This window comes from Caulobacter sp. FV2ye17ST, from assembly GCF_058680955.1.
In genome coordinates this window covers 2,520,475-2,540,922 of the sequence record NZ_CM178727.1, presented here as the reverse complement: position 1 = coordinate 2,540,922, position 20,448 = coordinate 2,520,475, and the positions used below count along the sequence as shown (strand labels likewise).

Genomic DNA, 20,448 nt, shown 5'->3' with positions numbered 1-20,448 from the left:
CTACACGCACGCGCAATGACTGACACAACACCTCAAAAGATCACCCCCCCTCAAAAGACGAGGGCCGGTTTCGCCGCGATCATCGGCGCGCCCAACGCCGGCAAGTCCACCCTGGTCAACCGCATGGTCGGCGCCAAGGTCTCGATCGTCACCCAGAAGGTCCAGACGACGCGCTTTCCGGTGCGCGGCGTGGCCATGCACGGCGACGCCCAGATCATCCTGGTCGACACCCCAGGCATCTTCAGCCCGCGCCGCCGTCTGGACCGCGCCATGGTGCGCTCCGCCTGGAACGGCTCGGAACAGGCCGAGGTCACCGTCCACCTGATCGACGTCCAGGCCGAGCTGGCCTCGAATGAGAACAAGGCCACCCCCGCCGAGCACCGCTCGGTGCAGGACGTGCAGACCATCATCGAAGGCCTGAAGACCGCCGGCCGCCAGGTGATCCTGGCGCTGAACAAGATCGACGGCGTCAAGCGCGACACCCTGCTGAAGGTGACGCAGGAACTGTTCGACACCGGCGTCTATTCCGAGGTCTTCATGATCAGCGCCGCCACCGGCGCGGGCGTCGACGACCTGCTGGAGCGTCTGGCCGCCGCCATGCCGGAAAGCCCCTGGCTGTATCCGGAAGACCAGACCGCCGACCTGCCGGCCCGCCTGCTGGCCGCCGAGATCACCCGCGAGAAGATCTATCTGCGCGTCCACGAGGAGCTGCCCTACGCCGCTTCGGTGGAGACCACCGCCTTTGAGGAACGCGCCGACGGCAGCGCCCGCATCGAGCAGACCATCTATGTCGAACGCGACGGCCAGCGCGCCATCGTGCTGGGCAAGGGCGGCCAGACCCTGAAATGGATCGGCCAGGCCTCGCGCGAGGAACTGTGCGATATCCTGGACCGCAAGGTGCACCTGTTCCTGCACGTGAAGGTCAAGGAAAACTGGGCCGAGGAACGCGGCCTGTTCAGCGACATGGGCCTGGACTTCGACGTCTGACGCGACGCCGCGCCGCCCTGAAAGCGGCGCGGCTCTTGACTTGATCGCTGGCAGGCTGTCCTAACCGGTGAGAACATACCGGGAATATCGCCCCAGTGAGCCAGATCCAAAACGCCTTTTCCCCGGCCGCTCCGACGGCCGACCTCGACGCCTATTTCGCGCGGATCGGCTATGACGGCCCGCGCGAGCCGACCCTGGCCGTCCTGCGCGCCATCACCCAGAAACACCCGGACGCCATCCCGTTCGAGAACCTGGATGTGTTGCTGGAGCGGGGCGTCAGCATCGATCCCGCCGACATCGACGCCAAGCTGATCGGCGCGCGACGGGGCGGCTACTGTTTCGAACAGAATGGTCTTCTCAAGCGGGTGCTGCTGGCGCTGGGCTTCGAGGTCCAGTCGCTGATGGCGCGGGTCTGGTGGATGAAGCCGCCGGAAGCGCCGACGCGGGCCCGCTCGCACATGGTGCTGTCGGTGCTGATCGACGGTGAAGCCTGGCTGGCCGACAACGGCTTTGGCGGCTGTGTGCTGACCGCCCCGTTGCGGTTGATGTCCGATGCGGTCCAGGTCACGCCCAACGGCGCCTTCCGCATCGAGGCCGTCGCGCCCGAAATGGGCGGCGAACGGCTGGTGCTGGCCGATCTGTCGGGGACCTGGGCGCCGCTGTACCAGGTGGCGCTGGGGCCCTGGATGGACGTCGACTACGAGCCCGCCAACTACTTCACCTACACCCACCCCAGCTCGCACTTCACCTGGAGCATGACGGTCGGACGCACGACGCCGACCGCGCGCTATGCCCTGAAGAACAATCGCCTGACCCATCGCGACGCGACCGGACAGCTGGTCGAGCAGCGCGACCTGACGGTCGACGAGCTGGAAGCCACTCTGCGCGACGTCATCGGCCTGCCGGTCGAGGCCGACTGGCGGCCGGTGCTGGAAAAGGTCGTGGCGTGGGGGACTCAGGCCTAGATGGAGTGGGAAGACGAGGCCCTGGTGCTGTCGGCCCGCATCCATGGCGAGACCGGCGCCATCGTCGAACTGCTGACCGAGCAGCACGGAAAGTTCGCGGCCCATGTGGCGGGCGCGGCCTCGCGGCGGATGAAGCCGTTCCTGCAGCCGGGTTCGCGGGTGATCGCCCGCTATCGGGCCCGGATGTCCGATCAGCTGGGCGCTGCCACGCTGGAGCCGATGGGCGAGGGGGTGGCGTCGCTGTTCGACGATCCCCTGGCCCTGGCCGGCCTGTCCTCGGCCGCCTCGCTGGCCGCCGGCGCCTTGCCAGAGCGTGAGGCCCATCCCGGCGCCTTCCATGCGCTGGAGGCGCTGATCGGTGTGCTGCAGATCCCCGACATCTGGCCGGCGGTCTATGTGCGCTATGAGGCCGGACTGCTGCAGGAACTGGGCTTTGGTCTGGACCTGTCCAAGTGCGCGGCCACCGGCAGCTTCGATGACCTGATCTATGTCAGCCCCCGCACGGGCCGGGCGGTCAGCCGGGCGGCGGGCGAGCCCTACAAGGACAAGCTGCTGCCGCTGCCGCCGTTCCTGCTGTCGGCCCAGGGCGGACTGGCGGAGGGCGACGTGAAGGCGGGACTGGACATCACCGGTCACTTTCTGGAGCAGTTCGTGTTCGGCCCGCTGAACCGGCCGCTGCCGCCGACGCGGACGTGGCTGCTGGATCGCCTGGGCGAGGCGGGGCGGCTTTAAGAACCGTCACAAAGGCGCGATATCGGCAGACCAGTTCAAGGAGTCGCTGATGTCCATCCTGCTCGATCGCTACACCCTGTCGCGTCGGCGCGCTCTGGCCGCCTTCGGGGCTGTCGCTGCCACCGCCCTGTCGATCCCGCTGATCAGTGGCCGGGCGATGGCCCAGCCGGTGTTCTCGATCTATCCGTTCCAGCTGGGCGTCGCCTCGGGTGATCCGCAGCCGGACGGTTTCGTGATCTGGACGCGCCTGGCGCCGGAGCCGATGGAGATCGGCCACGGCATGCCCGCCCAACCGGTGGAAGTGTCGTGGGAAGTGGCCGCCGATGCGGGCTTCAGGACCGTGGTCGCCAAGGGCGTCGCGGTGGCCATGCCCGAGCTTGCCCACGCGGTGCACGTCGAGGTCGGCGGCCTGGAGGCGGGCCGCGACTACTGGTACCGCTTCGTCGCGGGCAAGGAACGCAGCCTGACGGGCCGGGCGCGCACGACGCCGGCCCTGGGCGCGACCGTGGATCGCGTGCGCTTCGCCGTCGCCGGCTGCCAGAACTACGAACAGGGCTATTACACCGCCCACCGCCGCCTGGCCGACGAGAACCCCGACTTCGTGTTCTGCTACGGTGACTACATCTATGAAGGTCGCGGAAGCCGCGTCTGGAACGGTCCCCGCGGCCCGGTCGAGAACGTCCGCCAGCATTTCGGCGGCGAGATCTACAGCCTCGACGACTATCGCCGCCGCTACGCCCTCTACAAGATGGATGCCGACCTGCAGGCCGCCCACGCCGCCGCGCCGTGGTTCGTGGTCTGGGACGACCACGAGATCGACAACAACTGGGTCACTGACCTGGATCAGGACGGGGTTGATCCCAAGGTCTTCAACCTGCGTCGCCAGGCCGCCGTTCAGGCCTATTTCGAGAACATGCCCCTGCGGCCCAGCAGCTTTCCGGTTGGAACCACGATCCAGCTGTACCGCCGCGCCAGCTTCGGCGGCCTGATGGACCTGAACCTGCTCGACACTCGCCAGTTCCGCACCAACCAGCCCTGCGGTGACAAGTTCGGGACCTGCGCCGAGATCGAAGCGGCCAAGGCCGAGGTGCTGGGTCTGAAGCAGGAAAAGTGGCTGCTCGACGGCCTCTCGGCGTCCAAGGCGCGCTGGAACGTGCTGGCCCAGCAGATCATGGTCATGGATCTGGATCGCGATCCCGGCGCGGGTTCGGCGGTCAATCCGGATTCCTGGGCGGGCTATCGCTCGCCGCGCAACCGCCTGCTGCAGCAGATCCGCGACCGCAGGATCGCCAATCCGATCGTGCTGACCGGCGACGAGCACCAGAACTATGCGGGCGAGCTGCACCTGGACGGCGCCCATCCCGAGGGCGCGCCGATCGGGACGGAGTTTGTTATCACCTCGATCTCGTCCAGCGGCGACGGCGTCGACCAGCGCGAGGACATGGCCAGGATCCAGGCGGCCAATCCGCAGCTGAAGTTCAACAACGCCCAGCGCGGTTACGCCATCTGTGACGTGACGCCCGAGCGCTGGACGACGGAGTTCAAGGTGCTGGACGCCATCACCCGCCGTGACGGAAAACTGACCACGCGCGCCAAGCTGGCGGTCGAGGCCGGAAATCCGCGTCTCGCGACCGTCTAGGCCATCGAATCGGGGGAGGCCTGGGCGCTACTTCTCATTGGCCGAGATCGCCGACATGGTCCGCAGGTCCCACTGCGGCCGGGATTTCTCTGTCGGCTCGCGAATACCGGCCTTGATCTGGAATTGCCTGAGCGCGTCCAGCGTCTCGGGCGTCGAGACGTAGACCTTCTGCTGAGCATCAAAGATCAGCGGGGCTTCGGGCATGGCGACGCCCTGCTGGCTTAGCGAGGCGACGCTCTGGTCGACGACCACCGCCGCCATGGCTTTGGCCTTGTCCTGTTGTCCGGCCAGGCGGAAGTAGACCGACAGATCATAGGCGGCGGCGCGCGCCGCACTGGTGTCTCCCGCGTCCAGTGCGGCCTGCAGGGCGTCCCGCCGCTGGGCGATGGGCGCCGGAAAGCTCTGGGTGAGGGCGCTGGCGATACTGCTCGTCACGCCATTCTGGCGCACCGGAATGTTCACCGGCGAGGACACGCACTTCAGCCATTCGCCCGAGCCGGCGAAGAACGAGCTGTTCGGCTTGGCCCGGAACTCGATCCGGTCGTCGCATTTCTGGTCGTAGAGGGTGCGCTCGCCATTGGCGTCGGTTTCCACGGCGGCGGCTTGAAGGACACCGTCCTTGCGGATGAAGATCTTGCTTGGCACGGCCTTGCCGCTGGGGCCGCGCACCCGGATCGCAATGGTTTCGGCGACCTGCGCCGCGACCACGGCCGGGACAAGGGCGAGGCTAAGCGTTGCTGGCAGAAGCTTTCGCATCGTTCGATGATCCTTCGGGCTGGGGTTTCGGCGTCAGCAAACCGTGGGCGAGCCAGGCCACGAAGCCGAGGAGAAACAGGCTCATCACGGTCAGGACGATGAGATAGTAGCGATGGAAGAACCACGCGGCCGGATGGCTGGCGGGGAGCATGTAGATCGCCTCGGGCTTGGCGCTGTTGGGATTGAGCATCAGGTGAACCGGGTCGTTGTTCAGCGTCTTGGCGACGACGCGGATCGAACCGCCCGGCGGCAGCGAAACGAGGAACTCCACCGAATAACGCGACGGGTTGAGGAAGCCGTTGGCGCCGTCGGGGGACTCTCCGGTGTCATGGGCCGAGCCCGTGGGCGGCATGCTCACGAACCTGTTCTCGCTGGCGAGGCATTCCCGCTCGGCGCCGCAGCCCAGGGTGAATCGAACCGGACCAATCGGCTTGGTCTTGGAGAGATTGGTCACCGTGCCGATCACGGTCGCGCCCTTCCGGTCGACGGCATAGGTCGCCACCAGCGAGTCCTGCATGCCGCCGTGCAGTGTCGCGAACGCCCAGCCCAGCGCCGAAATCAGCAAGGCGATCGCATAGGGCGCCTTGTCGCTTGAAAACGGATTCATCGACAGCCCCCGCCGATCTACAACATTAACGATAACGTCGTTATCCGTTCTTGCGCAACATCGGTGACTTCAGGGGCGCGAACCCGCGCCAAAGGCGTCGAATCGCCCGTCCGACATCTGCTAGGGTAGGGCTCACGCGTAACGAATCTCCCCAATGAACAAACCTGTCCTTCCCCCCGGCGGTCCTGGCGACGGCGACCGCATCCTTGACGAGCCGCTGACAGAAGCCCTGTCGCGCCGCTATCTGGCCTATGCCCTGTCGACTATCAGTTCGCGGGCCCTGCCGGACGTGCGCGATGGCTTGAAGCCCGTTCACCGTCGCGTGCTGTACGCGATGAACAACATGCGCCTGAACCCCGAGGCCGCCGCGCGCAAATGCGCCAAGGTGGTCGGTGAGGTGATGGGTAACTTCCACCCGCACGGCGACCAGTCGATCTATGACGCCCTGGTGCGTCTGGCCCAGGACTTCGCCCAGCGCATTCCGCTGGTCGAGGGCCAGGGCAATTTCGGCAATATCGACGGCGATAACGCCGCCGCCATGCGCTACACCGAATGCCGGATGACCACGGCGGCGACGCTGCTGCTGGACGGCATCGACGAGGACGCGGTCGATTTCCGGCCCACCTATGACGGCCAGGACGAGGAACCGGTGGTTCTGCCGTCGGGCTTCCCCAACCTGCTGGCCAACGGCTCGTCGGGCATCGCGGTGGGCATGGCTACCTCGATCCCGCCGCATAACGCCGCCGAGCTGATCGACGGCTGCCTGCTGCTGCTCAGCCGCCCCGAGGCGACCACGGCCGACCTGCTGGAGCGCATTCCGGGCCCCGACTTCCCGACCGGCGGCGTCATCGTCGAGCCGCGCGAAAGCCTGCTGGAGACCTACGAGACCGGCCGCGGCGGCGTTCGCGTGCGGGCCAAGTGGGAGAAGGAAGACACCGGTCGCGGCACCTACCAGATCGTCGTCACCGAGATTCCCTATCAGGTGAAGAAGTCGGATCTGGTCGAGCAGCTGGCCGACCTGATCGAGAGCAAGAAGGCGGCCCTGCTGGGCGACGTCCGCGACGAAAGCGCCGAGGACATCCGGCTCGTCCTCGAGCCCAAGTCCAAGAACGTCGAGCCCGAAGTGCTGATGGAGAGCCTGTTCAAGCTCTCGGCGCTGGAGAGCCGCTTCCCGGTCAACATGAACGTGCTGGACGCGCGGGGCACGCCGGGCGTGATGGGCCTGAAACAGGCGCTCATGGCGTTCCTGGCTCACCGCCGCGAGGTGCTGACCCGCCGGGCCAAGCACCGCCTGTCCAAGATCGAAGCCCGTCTGCACATCCTGGACGGCCTGCTGATCGCCTACCTCAATCTGGACGAGGTGATCCGCATCGTCCGTTACGAGGACGAGCCCAAGCAGAAGCTGATCGCGACCTTCGCGCTGTCGGACATCCAGGCCGACGCCATCCTCAACACCCGCCTGCGCCAGTTGGCCAAGCTGGAAGAGATGGAGATCCGTCGCGAGCACGCCGAGCTGATGGAAGAGCGCGACGGCATCCTGGCCATGCTGGCCAGCGACGAGAAGCAGTGGAAGCTGGTGGGCACGGGCCTGCGCGAAGTGCGCGCCACCCTGCTGAAGATCAAGCATCCGCTGGACAAGCCCCGGATCAACGGCATCACCGGCCGCTCGATCTTCGCCGACGCGCCGCTGGTCGACGCCGAGGCCGCGATCGAGGCGATGATCGTCCGTGAACCGATCACCATCATCCTGTCGGATCGCGGCTGGATCCGCGCCGCCAAGGGCAAGGTGGAGGATCCGTCCGAGCTGAAGTTCAAGGAAGGCGACAAGCTGGGCTTCCTGGTCCCGGCCGAGACCACCGACAAGCTGCTGATCTTCTCCAGCGACGGCCGCTTCTTCACGATCGGCTGTGACAAGCTGCCCAGCGCGCGAGGCCATGGCGAGCCGCTGCGGATGATGATCGAGCTGGACGACAAGGTGAAGATCCTCGACGTCTTCCCGTTCAAGGCCGGCCGCAAACGTATTTTGGCCTCCAAGCTTGGCTATGGCTTCCTGATGCCCGAGGAAGAAGCGCTCGCCAATCGCAAGGCCGGCAAGCAGGTCCTGACCGTCGACGCCGCCGGCGCCGCCTTCTGCCTGGAAGCCGTCGGCGACCAGCTGGGCGTCATCGGCGACAACGGCAAGATCCTGATCTTCCCGCTGGAAGAGCTGCCGGAAATGCCGCGCGGCAAGGGCGTCAAGCTGCAGGCCTATCGCGAGGGCGGCCTGCGCGACGCGCTGTCGTTCAACGCCGAGACCGGCGGCTACTGGATCGACTCCGCCGGTCGTCGACGCGACTGGACCGACTGGACCACCTTTGTCGGCAAGCGAGCCGGCGCCGGCAAGCTGGCGCCCAAGGGCTTCCCGACCTCGAAACGGTTCAAGCCGAAATGACGGCCGGGCGGCTGAGGCGGAAGGCGATCGGATTTGTCGCCGGCCTGCTCGGCTGCGCCGCCGCCGTGGGTGGCGCGGCGGCGGCGCCATTGCCGATCGGCAAACCCGAGGCCGTCGGCTTCTCATCGCAGAAGCTGAAGAAGCTGGACGAGGCCATGCAGGCCATGGTCGACACCGGACAGGTGGCCGGGGCCGTGACCCTGCTGGCCCGCCACGGCCAGATCGTTTCGGCTTCGACCTTCGGCAAGCGCGGCCTGGAAACGGGCGAGGCCATGCCGGCCGACGCCATCTTCCGCATCCGTTCAGAGACCAAGCCGGTCACCGGCGTGGCGATGATGATCCTCTATGACGAGGGCAAGTGGAAGCTGGACGATCCGGTCAGCAAATATGTGCCGGAGTTCGCCAATCTGCGGGTCGCCAAGATGGACGCCGAGGGCCGCCCGGTCCTGACGCCGATCTCGCGGCCGCCGACCATGCGCGAGCTGATGACCCATACGGCGGGTTTCGCCTATGGCATCGCCGATGACCCTTCCAGTCCCGCCGACCAGGCCTATTACCGCGCCGCCGTGCTGCAGTCGGAGTCGCTGGATCAGCTGGTGACCAAGGTCGCCACCCTGCCGATGTTCGCCGAGCCCGGCACCCTGTGGCGCTACAGCGTGGCCGCCGACATCCAGGGCTATATCGTCGAGAAGCTGTCGGGCCAGTCGCTGCCGGTGTTCATGCAGGAGCGGATCTTCACGCCGCTGGGCATGGCCGACACCGCCTTCTATGTGCCGCAGGAAAAGGTCGGGCGTCTGGCGGCGCTGTATGACGCCGACGCCACGGGCAAGCTGATCCCCGCGATCGAAGGGCCCTGGCGCGATATCACCCGGCCGCCGGCGGCGCCGTCGGGCGGCGGCGGACTGGTCTCCACCGCCCAGGACTTCGCGCGCTTCGCCCAGATGATCCTCAATGGCGGGGATCTCGATGGAGCCCGTATTCTACAGCCCGAGACGGTGGCCCTGATGCGGCTGAACCAGCTGCCGGCGAGTTTCACCGTCACCACCAATGGCACCACCGGGGTTCTGCATCCCAGCCAGAAGCCGTTCCCGTTCGCTCTGGGCATGGGCTATGGCCTCGATGTCGCCGTGGCCGTGGACCCTGCCGCTTCGGGCGCGCCGGTCGGGGCGGGCACGATCAGCTGGGGTGGCAGCGCCGGCACCTGGTTCTGGATCGACCCGACCAACGACCTGTTCTTCATCGGCATGATCCAGCGCCTTGGCGGTGTGGGACCCGGGCTGGACGCCACGACACGGACTCTGGTCTATCAGGCGCTGGAACATCCGGATCAGTAGGGGGACGGGCATGGGCAAGGGGCGGTTCGAAGCGTTCAGTGATGGCGTTCTGGCCATCATCATCACCATCATGGTGCTTGAACTGAAGGTGCCGCACGGCGCTGACCTGGCGGCGCTCAGGCCCCTGATCCCGGTGTTTCTCAGCTACGTGCTGAGCTTCATCTATGTCGGCATCTACTGGAACAATCACCATCACATGCTGCACGCGGTGACCTCGGTCACCGGGCCGATCCTGTGGGCCAATCTGCACCTGCTGTTCTGGCTGTCTCTGGTGCCGTTCGTCACCGCCTGGATGGGCGAGAACCATTTCGCGTCCATGCCGGTGGCGCTCTATGGCGGCGTGATGTTGATGTGCGCCCTTGCCTTCATGCTGCTGGCGAGACTGATGACCCGGCATGAGGGCGCGGAGTCGAAACTCGCCCTGGCCTTTGGCAAGGACTACAAGACCAAGCTGTCGCTGGCGCTTTACGTCGCCGGTGTCGGCGTGGCCTTCGTCAATTCCTGGATCTCGTTGGGCTGCTATGTCGCTGTCGCCGTGATCTGGTTCGTGCCCGACAAACGCATCGAACGCGTGCTCAACGCGGGTTAGTTCAAACAGGCGTTTGCGCCTTTCGCCAGACCCGGTCATGTTGCCCGCAACAAAACTTGCAGCGACAAGATCAGGGAGGGGCGCATGAACCCGACGGCTGAATTCGACATCATCGTCTATGGCGCCAGCGGCTTCACCGGCCGGCTGGTGGCCGAGTATCTGGCCCGGCATTACGGCGTCGGCGGCAAGGTGCGCTGGGCGATGGCGGGGCGGAGCCTCGACAAGCTGGCCGCTGTCCGCGACGAGATCGGCGCCCCGGCCGAGACGCCGCTGGTCACGGCGGACGCCGATGATCCGGCTTCGCTGAAGGCCATGGTTCTCCGGACCAAGGCGGTGCTGACCACGGTCGGCCCCTATCAGCTGTACGGCAATGCCCTGGTCGCGGCCTGCGCTGAGGCGGGAACCGACTATCTGGACCTCTGCGGCGAGCCGGCCTGGATGCGCCAGATGATCGACGCGCATGAGGCCACCGCCAAGAAGACCGGCGCACGGATCGTGTTCTCGTGCGGCTTCGACTCCATCCCATTCGAACTGGGCGTCTGGTTCCTGCAGCAGGAGGCCGGCAAGACTCTGGGTGGCCCGGTCCCGCGCGTGAAGGGCCGGGTGCGCGGCATGAAGGGCGGCTTCTCGGGCGGCACCGCCGCCAGCCTGAAGGCGACCATGGCCGCCGCCGCGCGTGATCCGTCGCTGGTGGCCTTGCTCAAGAACCCGTTCGCCCTGGTTCCCGGTTTCGAGGGACCCGCCCAGCCGTCAGGCGCCAAGCCCATGCTGGACGAGGACCTGGGCGTGTGGGCCGCGCCGTTCGTGATGGCGGCGATCAACACCCGCAATGTTCACCGCTCCAATGCCCTGCTGGGTCAGGCCTATGGCGCCGACTTTGTCTATGACGAGATGATGCTCACCGGCCCCGGCGAGCAGGGCGAGCAGATCGCCCAGATGATCGCGGTGTCAGGCGGCGGGCTGGGCGGCGAGGGCGGTCCCAAGCCGGGCGAGGGGCCCAGCAAGGAAGAGCGCGAGACGGGCTTCTATGATGTGCTGTTCCTGGGCATAGCCGCCGACGGCCGGCAGGTGCGGGCCAGCGTCAAGGGCGACAAGGACCCCGGCTATGGTTCGACGTCCAAGATGATCGCCGAGTCGGCGATCTGTCTGGTGACCGAGGCGGCCGATGTTGCCGGCGGGATCTGGACGCCGGGCGCGGCCATGCAGGGCAAGCTGGTGGCGCGGCTGGAGGCGAATGCCGGGTTGACCTTCGCGGTGGAGTAGGGGGCGCGGTTCAGGCCGAAATATTGATCAGCACGCCCGTCAGGTCGCCGGTGGTCTGGCCGAGGGCCGCGCCGGCCGCCGCCGTCATCTTGATGTTGGTCTGCGCCACCGCCAGTTGCGTCAGGTCGACGGCCGGCGTCGAGACCTGGCCCGCGCCGGTGGGGCGCGGCGAGGCGTAGGGGGCGGCGGCGTTGGCGGAGGAAACTTGCACGGCGATGGTCTCAAGCGATGCCGCCTAGTCTGGTTCGCAATCCTTAAACGGGTCTGACCAGATAGGGTTAAGGGCCGGTGCGCCGGTCTTTGGGCGCGCGCGTCCTAGAGAAAAACTGACTGCGCAACCCGGGCAATTACCCCTAAGGTCACTTCAAACAACTGTTCGCTGGAGGGCGATAATGGCATTGCGTCGGTTAATGGGAGCCGCGCTGGCGGTCGGGCTTCTGGCGTCGGGCGCACCGTCGCAGGCGGCCCCCAGGAGCAATCCCGCCGTCACCCTCGCGACCGCCGCGCCGGAAAGCGTCGGCTTCTCGGCCCAGCGCCTCAAGCGGCTGGACAGCGCGATGCAAGCCCTGGTGGATCAGGGCCATCTGCCCGGCGTCACCACCATGGTCGTCCGCCATGGCAAGGTCGTCGCCTTCGAGGTGCACGGCAAGAAGGGCTTCGATGGCCCGCCGATGACCAAGGACACCATCTTCCGGATCTATTCCCAGACCAAGCCGGTGACCGGCGTGGCGATGATGATGCTGTTCGAAGAGGGCAAGTGGCGCCTCGACGATCCGGTCAGCAAATTCATTCCGGAGTTCGCCAACCTGCGGGTCTACAAGGGCCAGAACCCGGACGGGACTTTCATCACTGAGGCCGCCAATCGTCCGCCGACCATGCGCGAGCTGATGAGCCATTCGGGCGGCTTCGCCTATGGCCTGGTTCCCGACAACCCCGTCGACAAGGCCTATGTCTCGACCGGCGTCCTGGGGGCAAAGACCGGCCAGGAATTCATCGAGAAAGTCGCCGCCCTGCCGCTGGTGGGCCAGCCGGGCGCGCAGTGGAAGTACAGCGCCTCGGTCGATATCCAGGGCTTCATCGTCGAGAAGCTGTCGGGCATGTCGCTGGCCGATTTCATGCGGACGCGGATCTTCGAGCCGCTGAAGATGGTCGACACCGGCTTCTACCTGCCGGCCGAGAAGGCCAATCGCCTGGCCTCGCTGTATGTCTGGGGCCCCAAGCAGCAGAAACTGGTCCCGGCCGAGGGCTTCATGGTGCTGGACATCACCAAGCCGCCGGCGGTCGCTTCGGGCGGCGGTGGGCTGGTCTCGACCAGCGCTGACTATGCCCGGTTCTCGCAGATGATCCTCAACGGCGGCGAGTTGGACGGCGCGCGTATCCTGTCGCCCAGCACCATCAAGCTGATGGGCGCCAATCACCTCGGCGACAACATCATGACGGGCCAGGAAGGCTCGTTCCGGAACGGCCGCGGCCAGGGCTTTGGTCTCGACTTCATGGTCATCACCGACCCGGCCAGGGCCGGCACGCCGACGGGCGAGGGCACGATCAGCTGGGGCGGCGCGGCCGGCACCTGGTTCTGGATCGACCCCAAGAACGACCTGTTCTTTCTGGGCATGATCCACATCCTCAACAAGGACGGCGATCCGGCCTTGCGTAATCTCGACGATATCAGCCAGCAGCTGGTCTATTCGGCCCTGGTCGATCCGTCGAAATAGTTGAACCAAAACAATAAGATTTTCAGGGAGCGAGCGCCATGAAGGCCGCCGTTTATTACCAAACCGGTTCGCCGGACGTGCTGCGCTATGAGGATGTCGCCGATCCCGTCTGCCATGCCTCGGGCGTGGTGATCCGGGTCGAGGCGGTCAGCATCGAGGGCGGCGACACCCTCAACCGCGGCGGCGGTGCGATGGCGGGCAGCCCGCACATCGTCGGCTATCAGGCGGCCGGCGAGATCGTCGAGGTCGGCGCCGACGTCACCCATCTGAAGGTCGGCCAGAAGGTCGTCACCGTGAACGCCTTCGGCTCGCACGCCGAGCTGCGCGCGGTGCCGGCCCGTAACGCCTGGCTCATTCCCGACGGCTTCGACCTGCAAAAGGCCGCCGCCATGCCGGTGCCGTTCGGCACGGCGCACGAGTGCCTGTTCGGCGCGGGCCATCTGAAGGCCGGCGAGACCGTGCTGGTGCAGGCCGGCGCGGGCGCGGTCGGCATCGCCGCCATCCAGCTGGCCAAGCGGGCCGGCGCGACGGTTCTGGCGACCGCCTCCAGCGATGAACGGCTGGAACGCCTGAAGGTCTTCGGCATGGACCATGGCATCAACTATGGCCGTGACGCCGTGGTCGAGCAGGTCATGAAGCTGACCGGCGGCAAGGGTGTCGACCTGGTGGTCGATCCGGTCGGTGGCGCGACGCTTGAGGGCAGCCTGCTGTCGCTGGGCTATCGCGGCCGGGTCTCGCTGGTCGGCAATGCCGGGCGCGAGCCGATGAAGGTGGACGTGTCGTCGCTGATGGGCGGCAATCGTTCGCTGACGGGCGTGTTCCTCGGCGCCGAGATCATGACCGACCGCGTCCACGACATGATCCAGGAGCTGATCAACGAAGCCGCGCGCTGCGAGCTGACAGTGGTGATCGACAGGACCTTCCCGCTGTCGGAAGCCGCCGCCGCCCACGCCTATATCGAGAGCCGCGCGGCCGTGGGCCGGGTGTTGTTGATCCCATGAGCCAGACCAACCGCGTCCTGGCCCATACCGGGGCCAAATATCCGATCGTCCAGGCCCCGATGGGCTGGATCGCGCGCTATCCCCTGGCCTCGGCGGTGTCGCGGGCCGGAGGGCTGGGCATCATCGAGACCTCGTCCGGCGAGACAGAGACCTGCAAGGCCGAGATCCGCAAGATGGCGGAAACCGGCCTGCCGTTCGGGGTGAACCTGCCGATCCTGTTCCTGCGCGACGACTCCATGCTGAAGTTCGTCTGCGAGAGCGGGGTCAAGTTCGTCACCACCTCGGCGGGCAGCCCGGCCAAGTTCATCGGGCCGCTGAAGGACGCCGGCATCGTCGTCTATCACGCCGTGCCCACGGTCGATGCGGCGGTGAAATGCGCCGAGGCCGGCATCGATGGCCTGGTGGTCGAAGGCGCCGAAGGCGGCGGCTTCAAGAACCCCGAGGAGGTCTCGACCCTGGTCCTGCTGCAGGCTATCCGCGCCCGGGTGGACGTGCCGCTGATCGCGGCCGGCGGCATCTGCGACGGACGCGGCATGGCCGCGGCCTTCGCTCTGGGCGCCGAGGCGATCCAGATGGGCACGCGCTTCGTCAGCTCGGCCGAGAGCCCGGTGCACGAGAACTACAAGGCGGCGATCACGGGCGGCAAGGAGACGGGCACCTGGATCCTCAACAAGAAGTCCAGCCCCTGTATCCGCGCCCTGAAGTCCGAGCGCACCAAGGCCATCTATGACGAAGGCCTGATGCCGCCCGACGCCCTGAAGGGCATCCTGGGCGTCTATTTCGGGGGCGACATGGAAGCCGCGCCCGCCCTGGCCGGCCAGACCGTCGGCCTGATCGACGAGGTCAAAACGGCCCAGCAGATCATCGACGAGACCGTCGCCCAGTTCCACGACATCACCGGACGCCTCGGCGCCCTGGCCGCCGCGCGCGGCTTCTGAAGGACATGACCATGAACAACCTCTTCTCGCTCGAAGGCCGCGTCGCGGTCGTCACCGGCGGATCGCGCGGCATCGGCGCGATGATCGCCAAGGGCTTCCTCGTCTACGGCGCCAAGCGCGTCTATATCACCGCCCGCAAGGCCGCCGCCTGCGACGCCACGGCCGAGGAACTCAGCCAGTACGGCGAATGCGTCTCGCTGCCGGGTGACATCTCGACCATGGAAGGCATCCAGGGCCTGGCCTCGCGCATCGCCGAGCGCGAGGACAAGCTGGACATCCTGGTCAACAACGCCGGCGCGGCTTGGGGCGCGGCGTTCGACGAGTTCCCCGAGAGCGGCTGGGACAAGACCGTCGACCTCAACATGAAGACGCCGTTCTTCCTGACCCAGGCCCTGATCGGTCCGCTGCGCGCGGCGGCCAAGGATCGCGTGGCCAAGGTGATCAACATCTGCTCGATCGACGGCCAGTCGGTGGCCAAGGAAGAGACCTATCCCTATGGCGCGTCCAAGGCTGGCCTGCTGCATCTGACCAAGCGCATGGCTTTGCGCCTGGCCCCTGAGAACATCGCCGTCAGCGCCATCGCGCCCGGCGCCTTCGCGTCGGACATGAACAAGGTCGCCCGCGACCACGCCGAGGCGGTGTCCAAGGCCATTCCCGCCGGCCGCATCGGCACGGACGAGGACATGGCCGGCACGGCGATCTTCCTGGCCTCGCGGGCCGGCGACTATGTGATGGGTTCGGCCGTCACCGTGGACGGCGGCGTCAGCTTCGCGCGCTAGGATCTAGAGATCGTGCAGGATGGCGGGCTGGGCGTCGCTCATGTCCAGCTCGCTGTCCTCGGCTTCACGAAGCAGGTTCAGGGCCCGGGGTGACCGCGCCCCGCGCTCGCGGGCCGACATCAGGGCCCAGCCGCCCGGCTTGAGGATTTCCAGGGGCGAGAAACGGGCCTTGTAGGCCATCTTCTCGCTGCCCGGGACCCAGTAGCCCAGATAGACATAGGGCAGGCCCGTTTGCTGGGCCTGGACCATGTGATCCAGGATGATGAACGAGCCCAGGCTGCGCTTGGTCATGTTCGGGTCGTAGAAGCTGTAGACCAGCGACAGACCATCGGCGAGGACGTCGACCAGGACGCAGGCGATCAGGTCGCCGGGACCGCGGTCGTGTGACTTGCGGCGATATTCGATCAGGTGGGTGCGGACCGCCGTGTCCTCGACCATGGCCACATAGTCGGGCCAGGTCATCTCGGCCATGCCGCCGTCGGCGTGGCGGGTCAGCAGATAGCGGCGCAGCAGTTCGAACTGCTCCAGCGTCGCCTCGGATTCCACCAGATGGCGCTCAAGGTCGCCATTGCGCGCCAGCACCTTGCGCTCGGAGCGCGAGAACTCGTAGTCGACCACGGGCGCACGGGCCGACTGGCAGGCGCGGCAGGTCTCGCAGGCTGGGCGATAGGCGATGTTCTGGGAGCGACGGAAGCCGACCTGGGTCAGGCTGTCATTGACCGTGGGGCCATCCGACAGCGGAAGGTGAGCAAAGACCTTTCGCTCCTCCCGGCCCGGAAGATAGGGGCAGGGGGTCGGCGCCGTGAGAAAGAACCGAAGCTGTCGCGTCGGAAAATGCTGCGTCACGGAAGCGCCCGTCCCCTGTTCAGCGGCCCTGGGCCGTCATGTGATTAGGCGGCATGCCGTCCGTTTTCGCAAGCGTCACCGAAGCCTCGCGCGGCATAGGGTCACAGACCATCGGGCAGGACCGGCTTTTCGCGCAACAACACGATCGAAATGCGTCGATTACCCGCCAGAGTGGGGTCGTCGGCATAGAGCGGCTCGGAATTGGCCTTGCCCGAGACCTGATAGATGCGGTCGTCATTGACCCCGGCGTTGCGCAGCACCAGGCGCGCGGCGTCGGCGCGGGTGGCCGAGAGGGCCCAGTCGCTGTCGCTCTTTCGGCCCAGGGCGTTGGCGCTGGTGTGGCCGGACACCGTGACCCGGTTGGGCAGCTGGTTGACGATCTTGGCCACGGCGCGCAGCAGGATCCGGGCCCGGTCGTTGGGCTCCTTCGAGTTCTCCTTGAACATCGAGCGGCCTTCCTGGTCGATCAGCTGGATGCGCATCCCCTCGGGGGTCTGGTCGATCATGATCTGCTTGGACAGCTCGGCCAGCTCCGGCATTTCCTGCAGCGACTGGCGCAGGGACTGGGCCGCCGAGGCGAAGCTGTCCTGTTCCTTCTTGGCCAGGGCGTCGCGCAGGGCCTCTTCGCTGGCGGAGTCGAGACTGGCGGTCGTGGTGCTCTGGCCTTCCTTGTCGGTTTGGTCGGGGGCTTCCGGAGCCATCTGCTGGACCACCGACAGCTTGCCCTCGGCCTTGGCGCCGTCGTCGCCCAGCGAGGTGCCGCCGAGGATGCCGCCCGAGCCGCTGGTGGTCGAAGAGATGCTGGCCGGGGCGAAATAGTCGGCAATGCCCTGCTTTTGCTCGGGGCTGGTGGAGTTCAGCAGCCACATCAGCAGGAAGAAGGCCATCATCGCGGTCACGAAGTCGGCGTAGGCGACTTTCCACGCGCCGCCATGGTGGCCGCCGCCGACCACCTTCTTGACCTTCTTGATAATGATCGGCTGTTCGCCGCTGACGGCCATCGTGCTTAAGCCTGCTTAACCCTGTTCAACGGAAGTTGCCCTGCGGACGTTAAGATGGGGTTGCGAAGCGGGCGCGGGCGGGCGAAATCGCAGGCTCCATAAGGAGTGCTTCGCATGAAGACGGCGTTTATCGGCCTGGGCGTGATGGGCTACCCGATGGCGGGGCACCTGAAGGCCGCCGGCCACGAGGTTTCCGTCTTCAATCGCAGTCCTGCAAAGGCCCACGCCTGGGCGGCCGAGTACGGCGGCGCCGCGTTCGAGACGATCGAGGAGGCTGTGGCCGGCTGTGAAATGGTCGCCCTGTGCGTCGGCAATGACGATGACGTGCGCGGCGTTGTGGCGCGGGCGCTTCCGGCGATGTCCAAGGGCGCGGTGATCGTCGACCACACCACCACCTCGGCCACGGTAGCGCGCGAGATGGCCGACCTAGCCGCCCAGAGCGGCTGCTTCTTCATCGACGCGCCGGTGTCGGGCGGCCAGGCCGGCGCCGTGAACGGCCAGCTGACCATCATGGCGGGCGGCGATGCGGCGGCCTATGCCAGGATCGAGCCGGTCATCGACGCCTATGCCAAGGCTGCGCGCCGTATGGGCGGCGTGGGGACGGGCCAACTGACCAAGATGTGCAACCAGATCGCCATCGCCGGCGTGGTCCAGGGCGTGGCCGAGGCGCTGCACTTCGCCAAGCGGGCGGGCCTGCCCACCGACGACGTGCTGGCGGCGATCTCCAAGGGCTCCGCCCAGTCCTGGCAGATGGAAAACCGCTGGGCGACGATGGCGGACGGCAAGTTCGACTTCGGCTTCGCGGTCGACTGGATGCGCAAGGATCTGGGCATCGCCCTGGAAGAGGCCGGCCGCAATGGCGCGAACCTCGAGAGCACGGCGATGATCGACCAGTTCTACGCCGAGGTGCAGGCCATGGGCGGCCATCGCTGGGATACGTCCAGCCTCGTGGCCCGGTTGGAGAAGTAGGGCGCGACGCGGCGGGAGTGGGGGACGGGGTGTCGATAAATCTTACCGGTATCTGGCAAGGGCTCTATTCCTACCCGGAGGCCCTTGATCCAGTCAGCTTCACTGCGACCCTGCTTGAGAGCGGCAAGTGGGTCAGCGGTTCGATCCACGAAACGGCGATGGATGAAGACTATGTCCCGGTGGAGGTCTACGCCACGCTGATGGGCAGCCGCGACGACCGGCATGTCGCGTTCACCAAGACCTATGATGGTACGAGCGACTGGTCCCACGCTGTCCGCTATGAGGGCGTGCTGAACGAGGATTTCACAGAACTCGAAGGGCGTTGGTCAATTCCCGGCGTGTGGTCCGGAAGGTTCCTTATGATCCGCCCCGAAGGCCGCCGCGCCGGCATCCTTAGGGAAGCCTTCGAATCCGTCTGAACGACAGGGGAAAGCCATGATCCAACGTCTCGTCTCGGCCTTGGCCCTGTCCGTCGCCTTGGTCACCTCGGCCACGGCCGCGCCGGTCGTCGCGCCGAAGGAGGGCGACTTCGTCGCGCGGGACTTCAGGTTCCGTTCCGGCGAGGTGCTGCCGGAGCTGCGGCTGCACTACACCACCCTTGGCGAGCCGAAGCGCGACGCCAGCGGGCGGGTGACCAATGCGGTGATGGTGCTGCATGGCACCGGCGGCACGGGCAAACAGTTCCTCAGCCCGCAGTTCGCCGATGAGCTGCTGGTCCCCGGCGGCCTGCTGGATCCGGCCAAATATTATGTGATCCTTCCGGACGGCATCGGTCACGGCAAGTCGTCCAAGCCCAGCGACGGCCTGCACGCGCGTTTTCCGCAGTACGACTATGACGACATGGTCGCCGCCCAGCATCTGCTGCTGACGAAGGGTCTGAAGGTCGATCGCCTGCGGCTGCTGATGGGTACGTCGATGGGCTGCATGCACGGGTTTGTCTGGGGCGAGACCTACCCGGACTTCGCCGACGCCCTGGCGCCGTTCGCCTGCCTGCCCAACGAGATCGCTGGCCGCAACCGCATGTGGCGCAAGCTGCTGATCGACGCGGTCAAACAGGATCCGGCCTGGAAAAGCGGGGACTATGTTGAGCAACCGAAGGAAGGCCTGCGCACGGCGCTGGGCCTGCTGATGGTAGCGGGCCTTTCGCCCCTGCCGGCCCAGATCGCCAGCCCGACCCGACAGGCCGCCGACAAGGCCGTGGACGACTACTTCGCCGCCCGCATGCCGCCGCTGGACGCCAATGACCTGATCTATCAGGTGGCCGCCTCGCGCACCTATGACCCGTCGCCGAAGCTGGAGACCATCACCGCGCCGGTGCTGTGGATCAACTCGGCCGACGACTTCATCAACCCGCCGGAACTGGGCATCGCCGAGGCCCAGGCAAAGCGCTTGAAGAACGGTGCGTTCGTGCTGCTGCCGATCAGCGAGAAGACACGCGGTCATGGCAGCCACACCTGGGCGGTGCTGTGGAAGGACAGGCTGGCGGCGTTTCTGAAGGCGACGGAGCGCTGAGGGATCGCCCTTTGACCCAGCGACGTGGCTATGGCCTAGCCGCTCTTTTCGTGTTCGTCATCGAGGTCGCCATCGCGGTGTTCGTCGACGACGCGGTGATCCGTCCCTATGTAGGCGACGTCCTGGCTGTGGTCTTGGTCTATCTGGGTGTCCGCTGGCTCGCGCCGGTGAGGCCTCTTGCGGCGGCCGCGATGGCGCTCACGGTGGCCGTGGTCATTGAGCTGGCCCAGTATTTTCACATGCTGTCGGCGCTTGGCCTGGAGCATAACCGTTTGGCGCGCACGGTGCTGGGTGGTGTCTTCGACCCGATGGACTTGCTGGCCTATGGCGCAGGCGCGGCGGCCGCCCTCGTTGTCGAGCGCGCTCGGGGCGTGCCTCTCTAGA

The 20,448-nt window shown here is 66.6% G+C and carries 21 protein-coding genes; 16 read left to right on the top strand and 5 right to left on the bottom strand.

Annotated features, from left to right (window positions below):
- Positions 1 to 15 precede the first annotated feature (15 nt).
- The 4 genes from era to ACW17V_RS12135 all read left to right on the top strand — a co-directional run bounded on the left by era (position 16) and on the right by ACW17V_RS12135 (position 4,323).
- On the top strand, positions 16 to 987 hold the full coding sequence (era, locus tag ACW17V_RS12150) for a GTPase Era (RefSeq protein ID WP_492105381.1): 972 nt from the start codon (positions 16 to 18) through the stop codon (positions 985 to 987).
- Between the two features lie 104 nt (positions 988 to 1,091).
- A complete protein-coding gene (locus ACW17V_RS12145) occupies positions 1,092 to 1,952 on the top strand; it encodes an arylamine N-acetyltransferase family protein (protein WP_492108791.1) in 861 nt (286 codons plus the stop codon).
- Complete coding sequence (recO, locus tag ACW17V_RS12140) at positions 1,953 to 2,684, top strand: DNA repair protein RecO (RefSeq protein WP_419321305.1); 732 nt, start codon at positions 1,953 to 1,955, stop codon at positions 2,682 to 2,684.
- Between the two features lie 49 nt (positions 2,685 to 2,733).
- Entirely contained in the window at positions 2,734 to 4,323 is a 1,590-nt protein-coding gene (locus ACW17V_RS12135; protein WP_492105380.1) for an alkaline phosphatase D family protein, read from the top strand.
- A 27-nt stretch (positions 4,324 to 4,350) separates the two neighbouring features.
- On the opposite strand, the gene ACW17V_RS12130 is transcribed toward ACW17V_RS12135, so the two are convergent.
- Positions 4,351 to 5,079: a hypothetical protein gene (locus ACW17V_RS12130; protein WP_492105379.1), complete on the bottom strand. Its 729-nt coding sequence runs from the start codon at positions 5,077 to 5,079 to the stop codon at positions 4,351 to 4,353.
- Positions 5,051 to 5,686: a hypothetical protein gene (locus ACW17V_RS12125; protein ID WP_492105378.1), complete on the bottom strand. Its 636-nt coding sequence runs from the start codon at positions 5,684 to 5,686 to the stop codon at positions 5,051 to 5,053. The genes ACW17V_RS12130 and ACW17V_RS12125 overlap by 29 nt, the downstream gene beginning before the upstream one ends.
- A gap of 154 nt (positions 5,687 to 5,840) precedes the next feature.
- On the opposite strand from ACW17V_RS12125, the gene parC reads away from it, so the two are divergent.
- The 4 genes from parC to ACW17V_RS12105 all read left to right on the top strand — a co-directional run bounded on the left by parC (position 5,841) and on the right by ACW17V_RS12105 (position 11,303).
- Positions 5,841 to 8,117, top strand: a complete 2,277-nt coding sequence (gene parC / locus ACW17V_RS12120) for a DNA topoisomerase IV subunit A (RefSeq protein ID WP_492105377.1) — start codon at positions 5,841 to 5,843, stop codon at positions 8,115 to 8,117.
- Entirely contained in the window at positions 8,114 to 9,451 is a 1,338-nt protein-coding gene (locus ACW17V_RS12115; protein WP_492105376.1) for a serine hydrolase domain-containing protein, read from the top strand. Before parC ends, ACW17V_RS12115 begins: the two co-directional genes overlap by 4 nt.
- 10 nt (positions 9,452 to 9,461) lie before the next feature.
- Positions 9,462 to 10,040: a TMEM175 family protein gene (locus ACW17V_RS12110; protein WP_492105375.1), complete on the top strand. Its 579-nt coding sequence runs from the start codon at positions 9,462 to 9,464 to the stop codon at positions 10,038 to 10,040.
- Positions 10,041 to 10,124: 84 nt separating this feature from the next.
- On the top strand, positions 10,125 to 11,303 hold the full coding sequence (locus ACW17V_RS12105; RefSeq protein ID WP_492105374.1) for a saccharopine dehydrogenase family protein: 1,179 nt from the start codon (positions 10,125 to 10,127) through the stop codon (positions 11,301 to 11,303).
- Positions 11,304 to 11,313: 10 nt separating this feature from the next.
- Here ACW17V_RS12105 and ACW17V_RS12100 read toward each other — a convergent pair whose 3' ends face one another.
- Positions 11,314 to 11,514: a hypothetical protein gene (locus tag ACW17V_RS12100; RefSeq protein ID WP_492105373.1), complete on the bottom strand. Its 201-nt coding sequence runs from the start codon at positions 11,512 to 11,514 to the stop codon at positions 11,314 to 11,316.
- 181 nt (positions 11,515 to 11,695) lie between these two features.
- Here ACW17V_RS12100 and ACW17V_RS12095 point away from each other — a divergent pair, with 181 nt between their 5' ends.
- Genes ACW17V_RS12095 through ACW17V_RS12080 form a run of 4 tightly spaced genes read left to right on the top strand, consistent with a single transcriptional unit; the run spans position 11,696 to position 15,736 of the window.
- On the top strand, positions 11,696 to 13,018 hold the full coding sequence (locus ACW17V_RS12095) for a serine hydrolase domain-containing protein (protein ID WP_492105372.1): 1,323 nt from the start codon (positions 11,696 to 11,698) through the stop codon (positions 13,016 to 13,018).
- A gap of 38 nt (positions 13,019 to 13,056) precedes the next feature.
- On the top strand, positions 13,057 to 14,019 hold the full coding sequence (locus ACW17V_RS12090; protein WP_492105371.1) for a quinone oxidoreductase family protein: 963 nt from the start codon (positions 13,057 to 13,059) through the stop codon (positions 14,017 to 14,019).
- Positions 14,016 to 14,957 carry an NAD(P)H-dependent flavin oxidoreductase gene (locus ACW17V_RS12085; RefSeq protein WP_492105370.1) on the top strand — a complete coding sequence of 314 codons (942 nt, stop codon included), beginning with the start codon at positions 14,016 to 14,018 and terminating at the stop codon, positions 14,955 to 14,957. The genes ACW17V_RS12090 and ACW17V_RS12085 overlap by 4 nt, the downstream gene beginning before the upstream one ends.
- Positions 14,958 to 14,968: 11 nt before the next feature.
- Entirely contained in the window at positions 14,969 to 15,736 is a 768-nt protein-coding gene (locus ACW17V_RS12080; protein WP_492105369.1) for an SDR family oxidoreductase, read from the top strand.
- Positions 15,737 to 15,739: 3 nt separating this feature from the next.
- Here ACW17V_RS12080 and ACW17V_RS12075 read toward each other — a convergent pair whose 3' ends face one another.
- Together ACW17V_RS12075 and ACW17V_RS12070 are read right to left on the bottom strand one after the other, a co-directional pair.
- Positions 15,740 to 16,582, bottom strand: coding sequence for an arginyltransferase (locus ACW17V_RS12075; protein WP_492105368.1), 843 nt, complete (start codon positions 16,580 to 16,582; stop codon positions 15,740 to 15,742).
- Between the two features lie 101 nt (positions 16,583 to 16,683).
- Positions 16,684 to 17,583, bottom strand: coding sequence for a flagellar motor protein MotB (locus ACW17V_RS12070; RefSeq protein WP_492105367.1), 900 nt, complete (start codon positions 17,581 to 17,583; stop codon positions 16,684 to 16,686).
- A 114-nt stretch (positions 17,584 to 17,697) separates the two neighbouring features.
- On the opposite strand from ACW17V_RS12070, the gene ACW17V_RS12065 reads away from it, so the two are divergent.
- The 4 genes from ACW17V_RS12065 to ACW17V_RS12050 are packed head-to-tail and all read left to right on the top strand — an operon-like array spanning position 17,698 to position 20,447.
- Positions 17,698 to 18,552, top strand: coding sequence for an NAD(P)-dependent oxidoreductase (locus tag ACW17V_RS12065; protein ID WP_492105366.1), 855 nt, complete (start codon positions 17,698 to 17,700; stop codon positions 18,550 to 18,552).
- 29 nt (positions 18,553 to 18,581) lie between these two features.
- Positions 18,582 to 18,971 (top strand): hypothetical protein, encoded by a 390-nt coding sequence (locus ACW17V_RS12060; RefSeq protein WP_492105365.1) that lies wholly within the window; start codon positions 18,582 to 18,584, stop codon positions 18,969 to 18,971.
- Positions 18,972 to 18,987: 16 nt separating this feature from the next.
- Positions 18,988 to 20,064, top strand: a complete 1,077-nt coding sequence (locus ACW17V_RS12055; protein WP_492105364.1) for an alpha/beta fold hydrolase — start codon at positions 18,988 to 18,990, stop codon at positions 20,062 to 20,064.
- A gap of 11 nt (positions 20,065 to 20,075) precedes the next feature.
- Entirely contained in the window at positions 20,076 to 20,447 is a 372-nt protein-coding gene (locus ACW17V_RS12050; RefSeq protein ID WP_492105363.1) for a ribosomal maturation YjgA family protein, read from the top strand.
- The last annotated feature ends 1 nt before the right edge of the window (position 20,448 follow it).

Bases quoted from the DNA above. Each gene is read 5' to 3' on its own strand.
- ACW17V_RS12085 (WP_492105370.1), top strand. From the start codon at position 14,016: ATGAGCCAGACCAACCGCGTCCTGGCCCATACCGGGGCCAAATATCCG.
- ACW17V_RS12105 (WP_492105374.1), top strand. From the start codon at position 10,125: ATGAACCCGACGGCTGAATTCGACATCATCGTCTATGGCGCCAGCGGC.
- era (WP_492105381.1), top strand. From the start codon at position 16: ATGACTGACACAACACCTCAAAAGATCACCCCCCCTCAAAAGACGAGG.
- ACW17V_RS12115 (WP_492105376.1), top strand. From the start codon at position 8,114: ATGACGGCCGGGCGGCTGAGGCGGAAGGCGATCGGATTTGTCGCCGGC.
- parC (WP_492105377.1), top strand. From the start codon at position 5,841: ATGAACAAACCTGTCCTTCCCCCCGGCGGTCCTGGCGACGGCGACCGC.
- ACW17V_RS12135 (WP_492105380.1), top strand. From the start codon at position 2,734: ATGTCCATCCTGCTCGATCGCTACACCCTGTCGCGTCGGCGCGCTCTG.
- ACW17V_RS12125 (WP_492105378.1), bottom strand. From the start codon at position 5,686: ATGAATCCGTTTTCAAGCGACAAGGCGCCCTATGCGATCGCCTTGCTG.
- ACW17V_RS12130 (WP_492105379.1), bottom strand. From the start codon at position 5,079: ATGCGAAAGCTTCTGCCAGCAACGCTTAGCCTCGCCCTTGTCCCGGCC.
- ACW17V_RS12110 (WP_492105375.1), top strand. From the start codon at position 9,462: ATGGGCAAGGGGCGGTTCGAAGCGTTCAGTGATGGCGTTCTGGCCATC.
- ACW17V_RS12070 (WP_492105367.1), bottom strand. From the start codon at position 17,583: ATGGCCGTCAGCGGCGAACAGCCGATCATTATCAAGAAGGTCAAGAAG.
- ACW17V_RS12055 (WP_492105364.1), top strand. From the start codon at position 18,988: ATGATCCAACGTCTCGTCTCGGCCTTGGCCCTGTCCGTCGCCTTGGTC.
- ACW17V_RS12065 (WP_492105366.1), top strand. From the start codon at position 17,698: ATGAAGACGGCGTTTATCGGCCTGGGCGTGATGGGCTACCCGATGGCG.
- ACW17V_RS12090 (WP_492105371.1), top strand. From the start codon at position 13,057: ATGAAGGCCGCCGTTTATTACCAAACCGGTTCGCCGGACGTGCTGCGC.
- ACW17V_RS12080 (WP_492105369.1), top strand. From the start codon at position 14,969: ATGAACAACCTCTTCTCGCTCGAAGGCCGCGTCGCGGTCGTCACCGGC.
- ACW17V_RS12095 (WP_492105372.1), top strand. From the start codon at position 11,696: ATGGCATTGCGTCGGTTAATGGGAGCCGCGCTGGCGGTCGGGCTTCTG.
- recO (WP_419321305.1), top strand. From the start codon at position 1,953: ATGGAGTGGGAAGACGAGGCCCTGGTGCTGTCGGCCCGCATCCATGGC.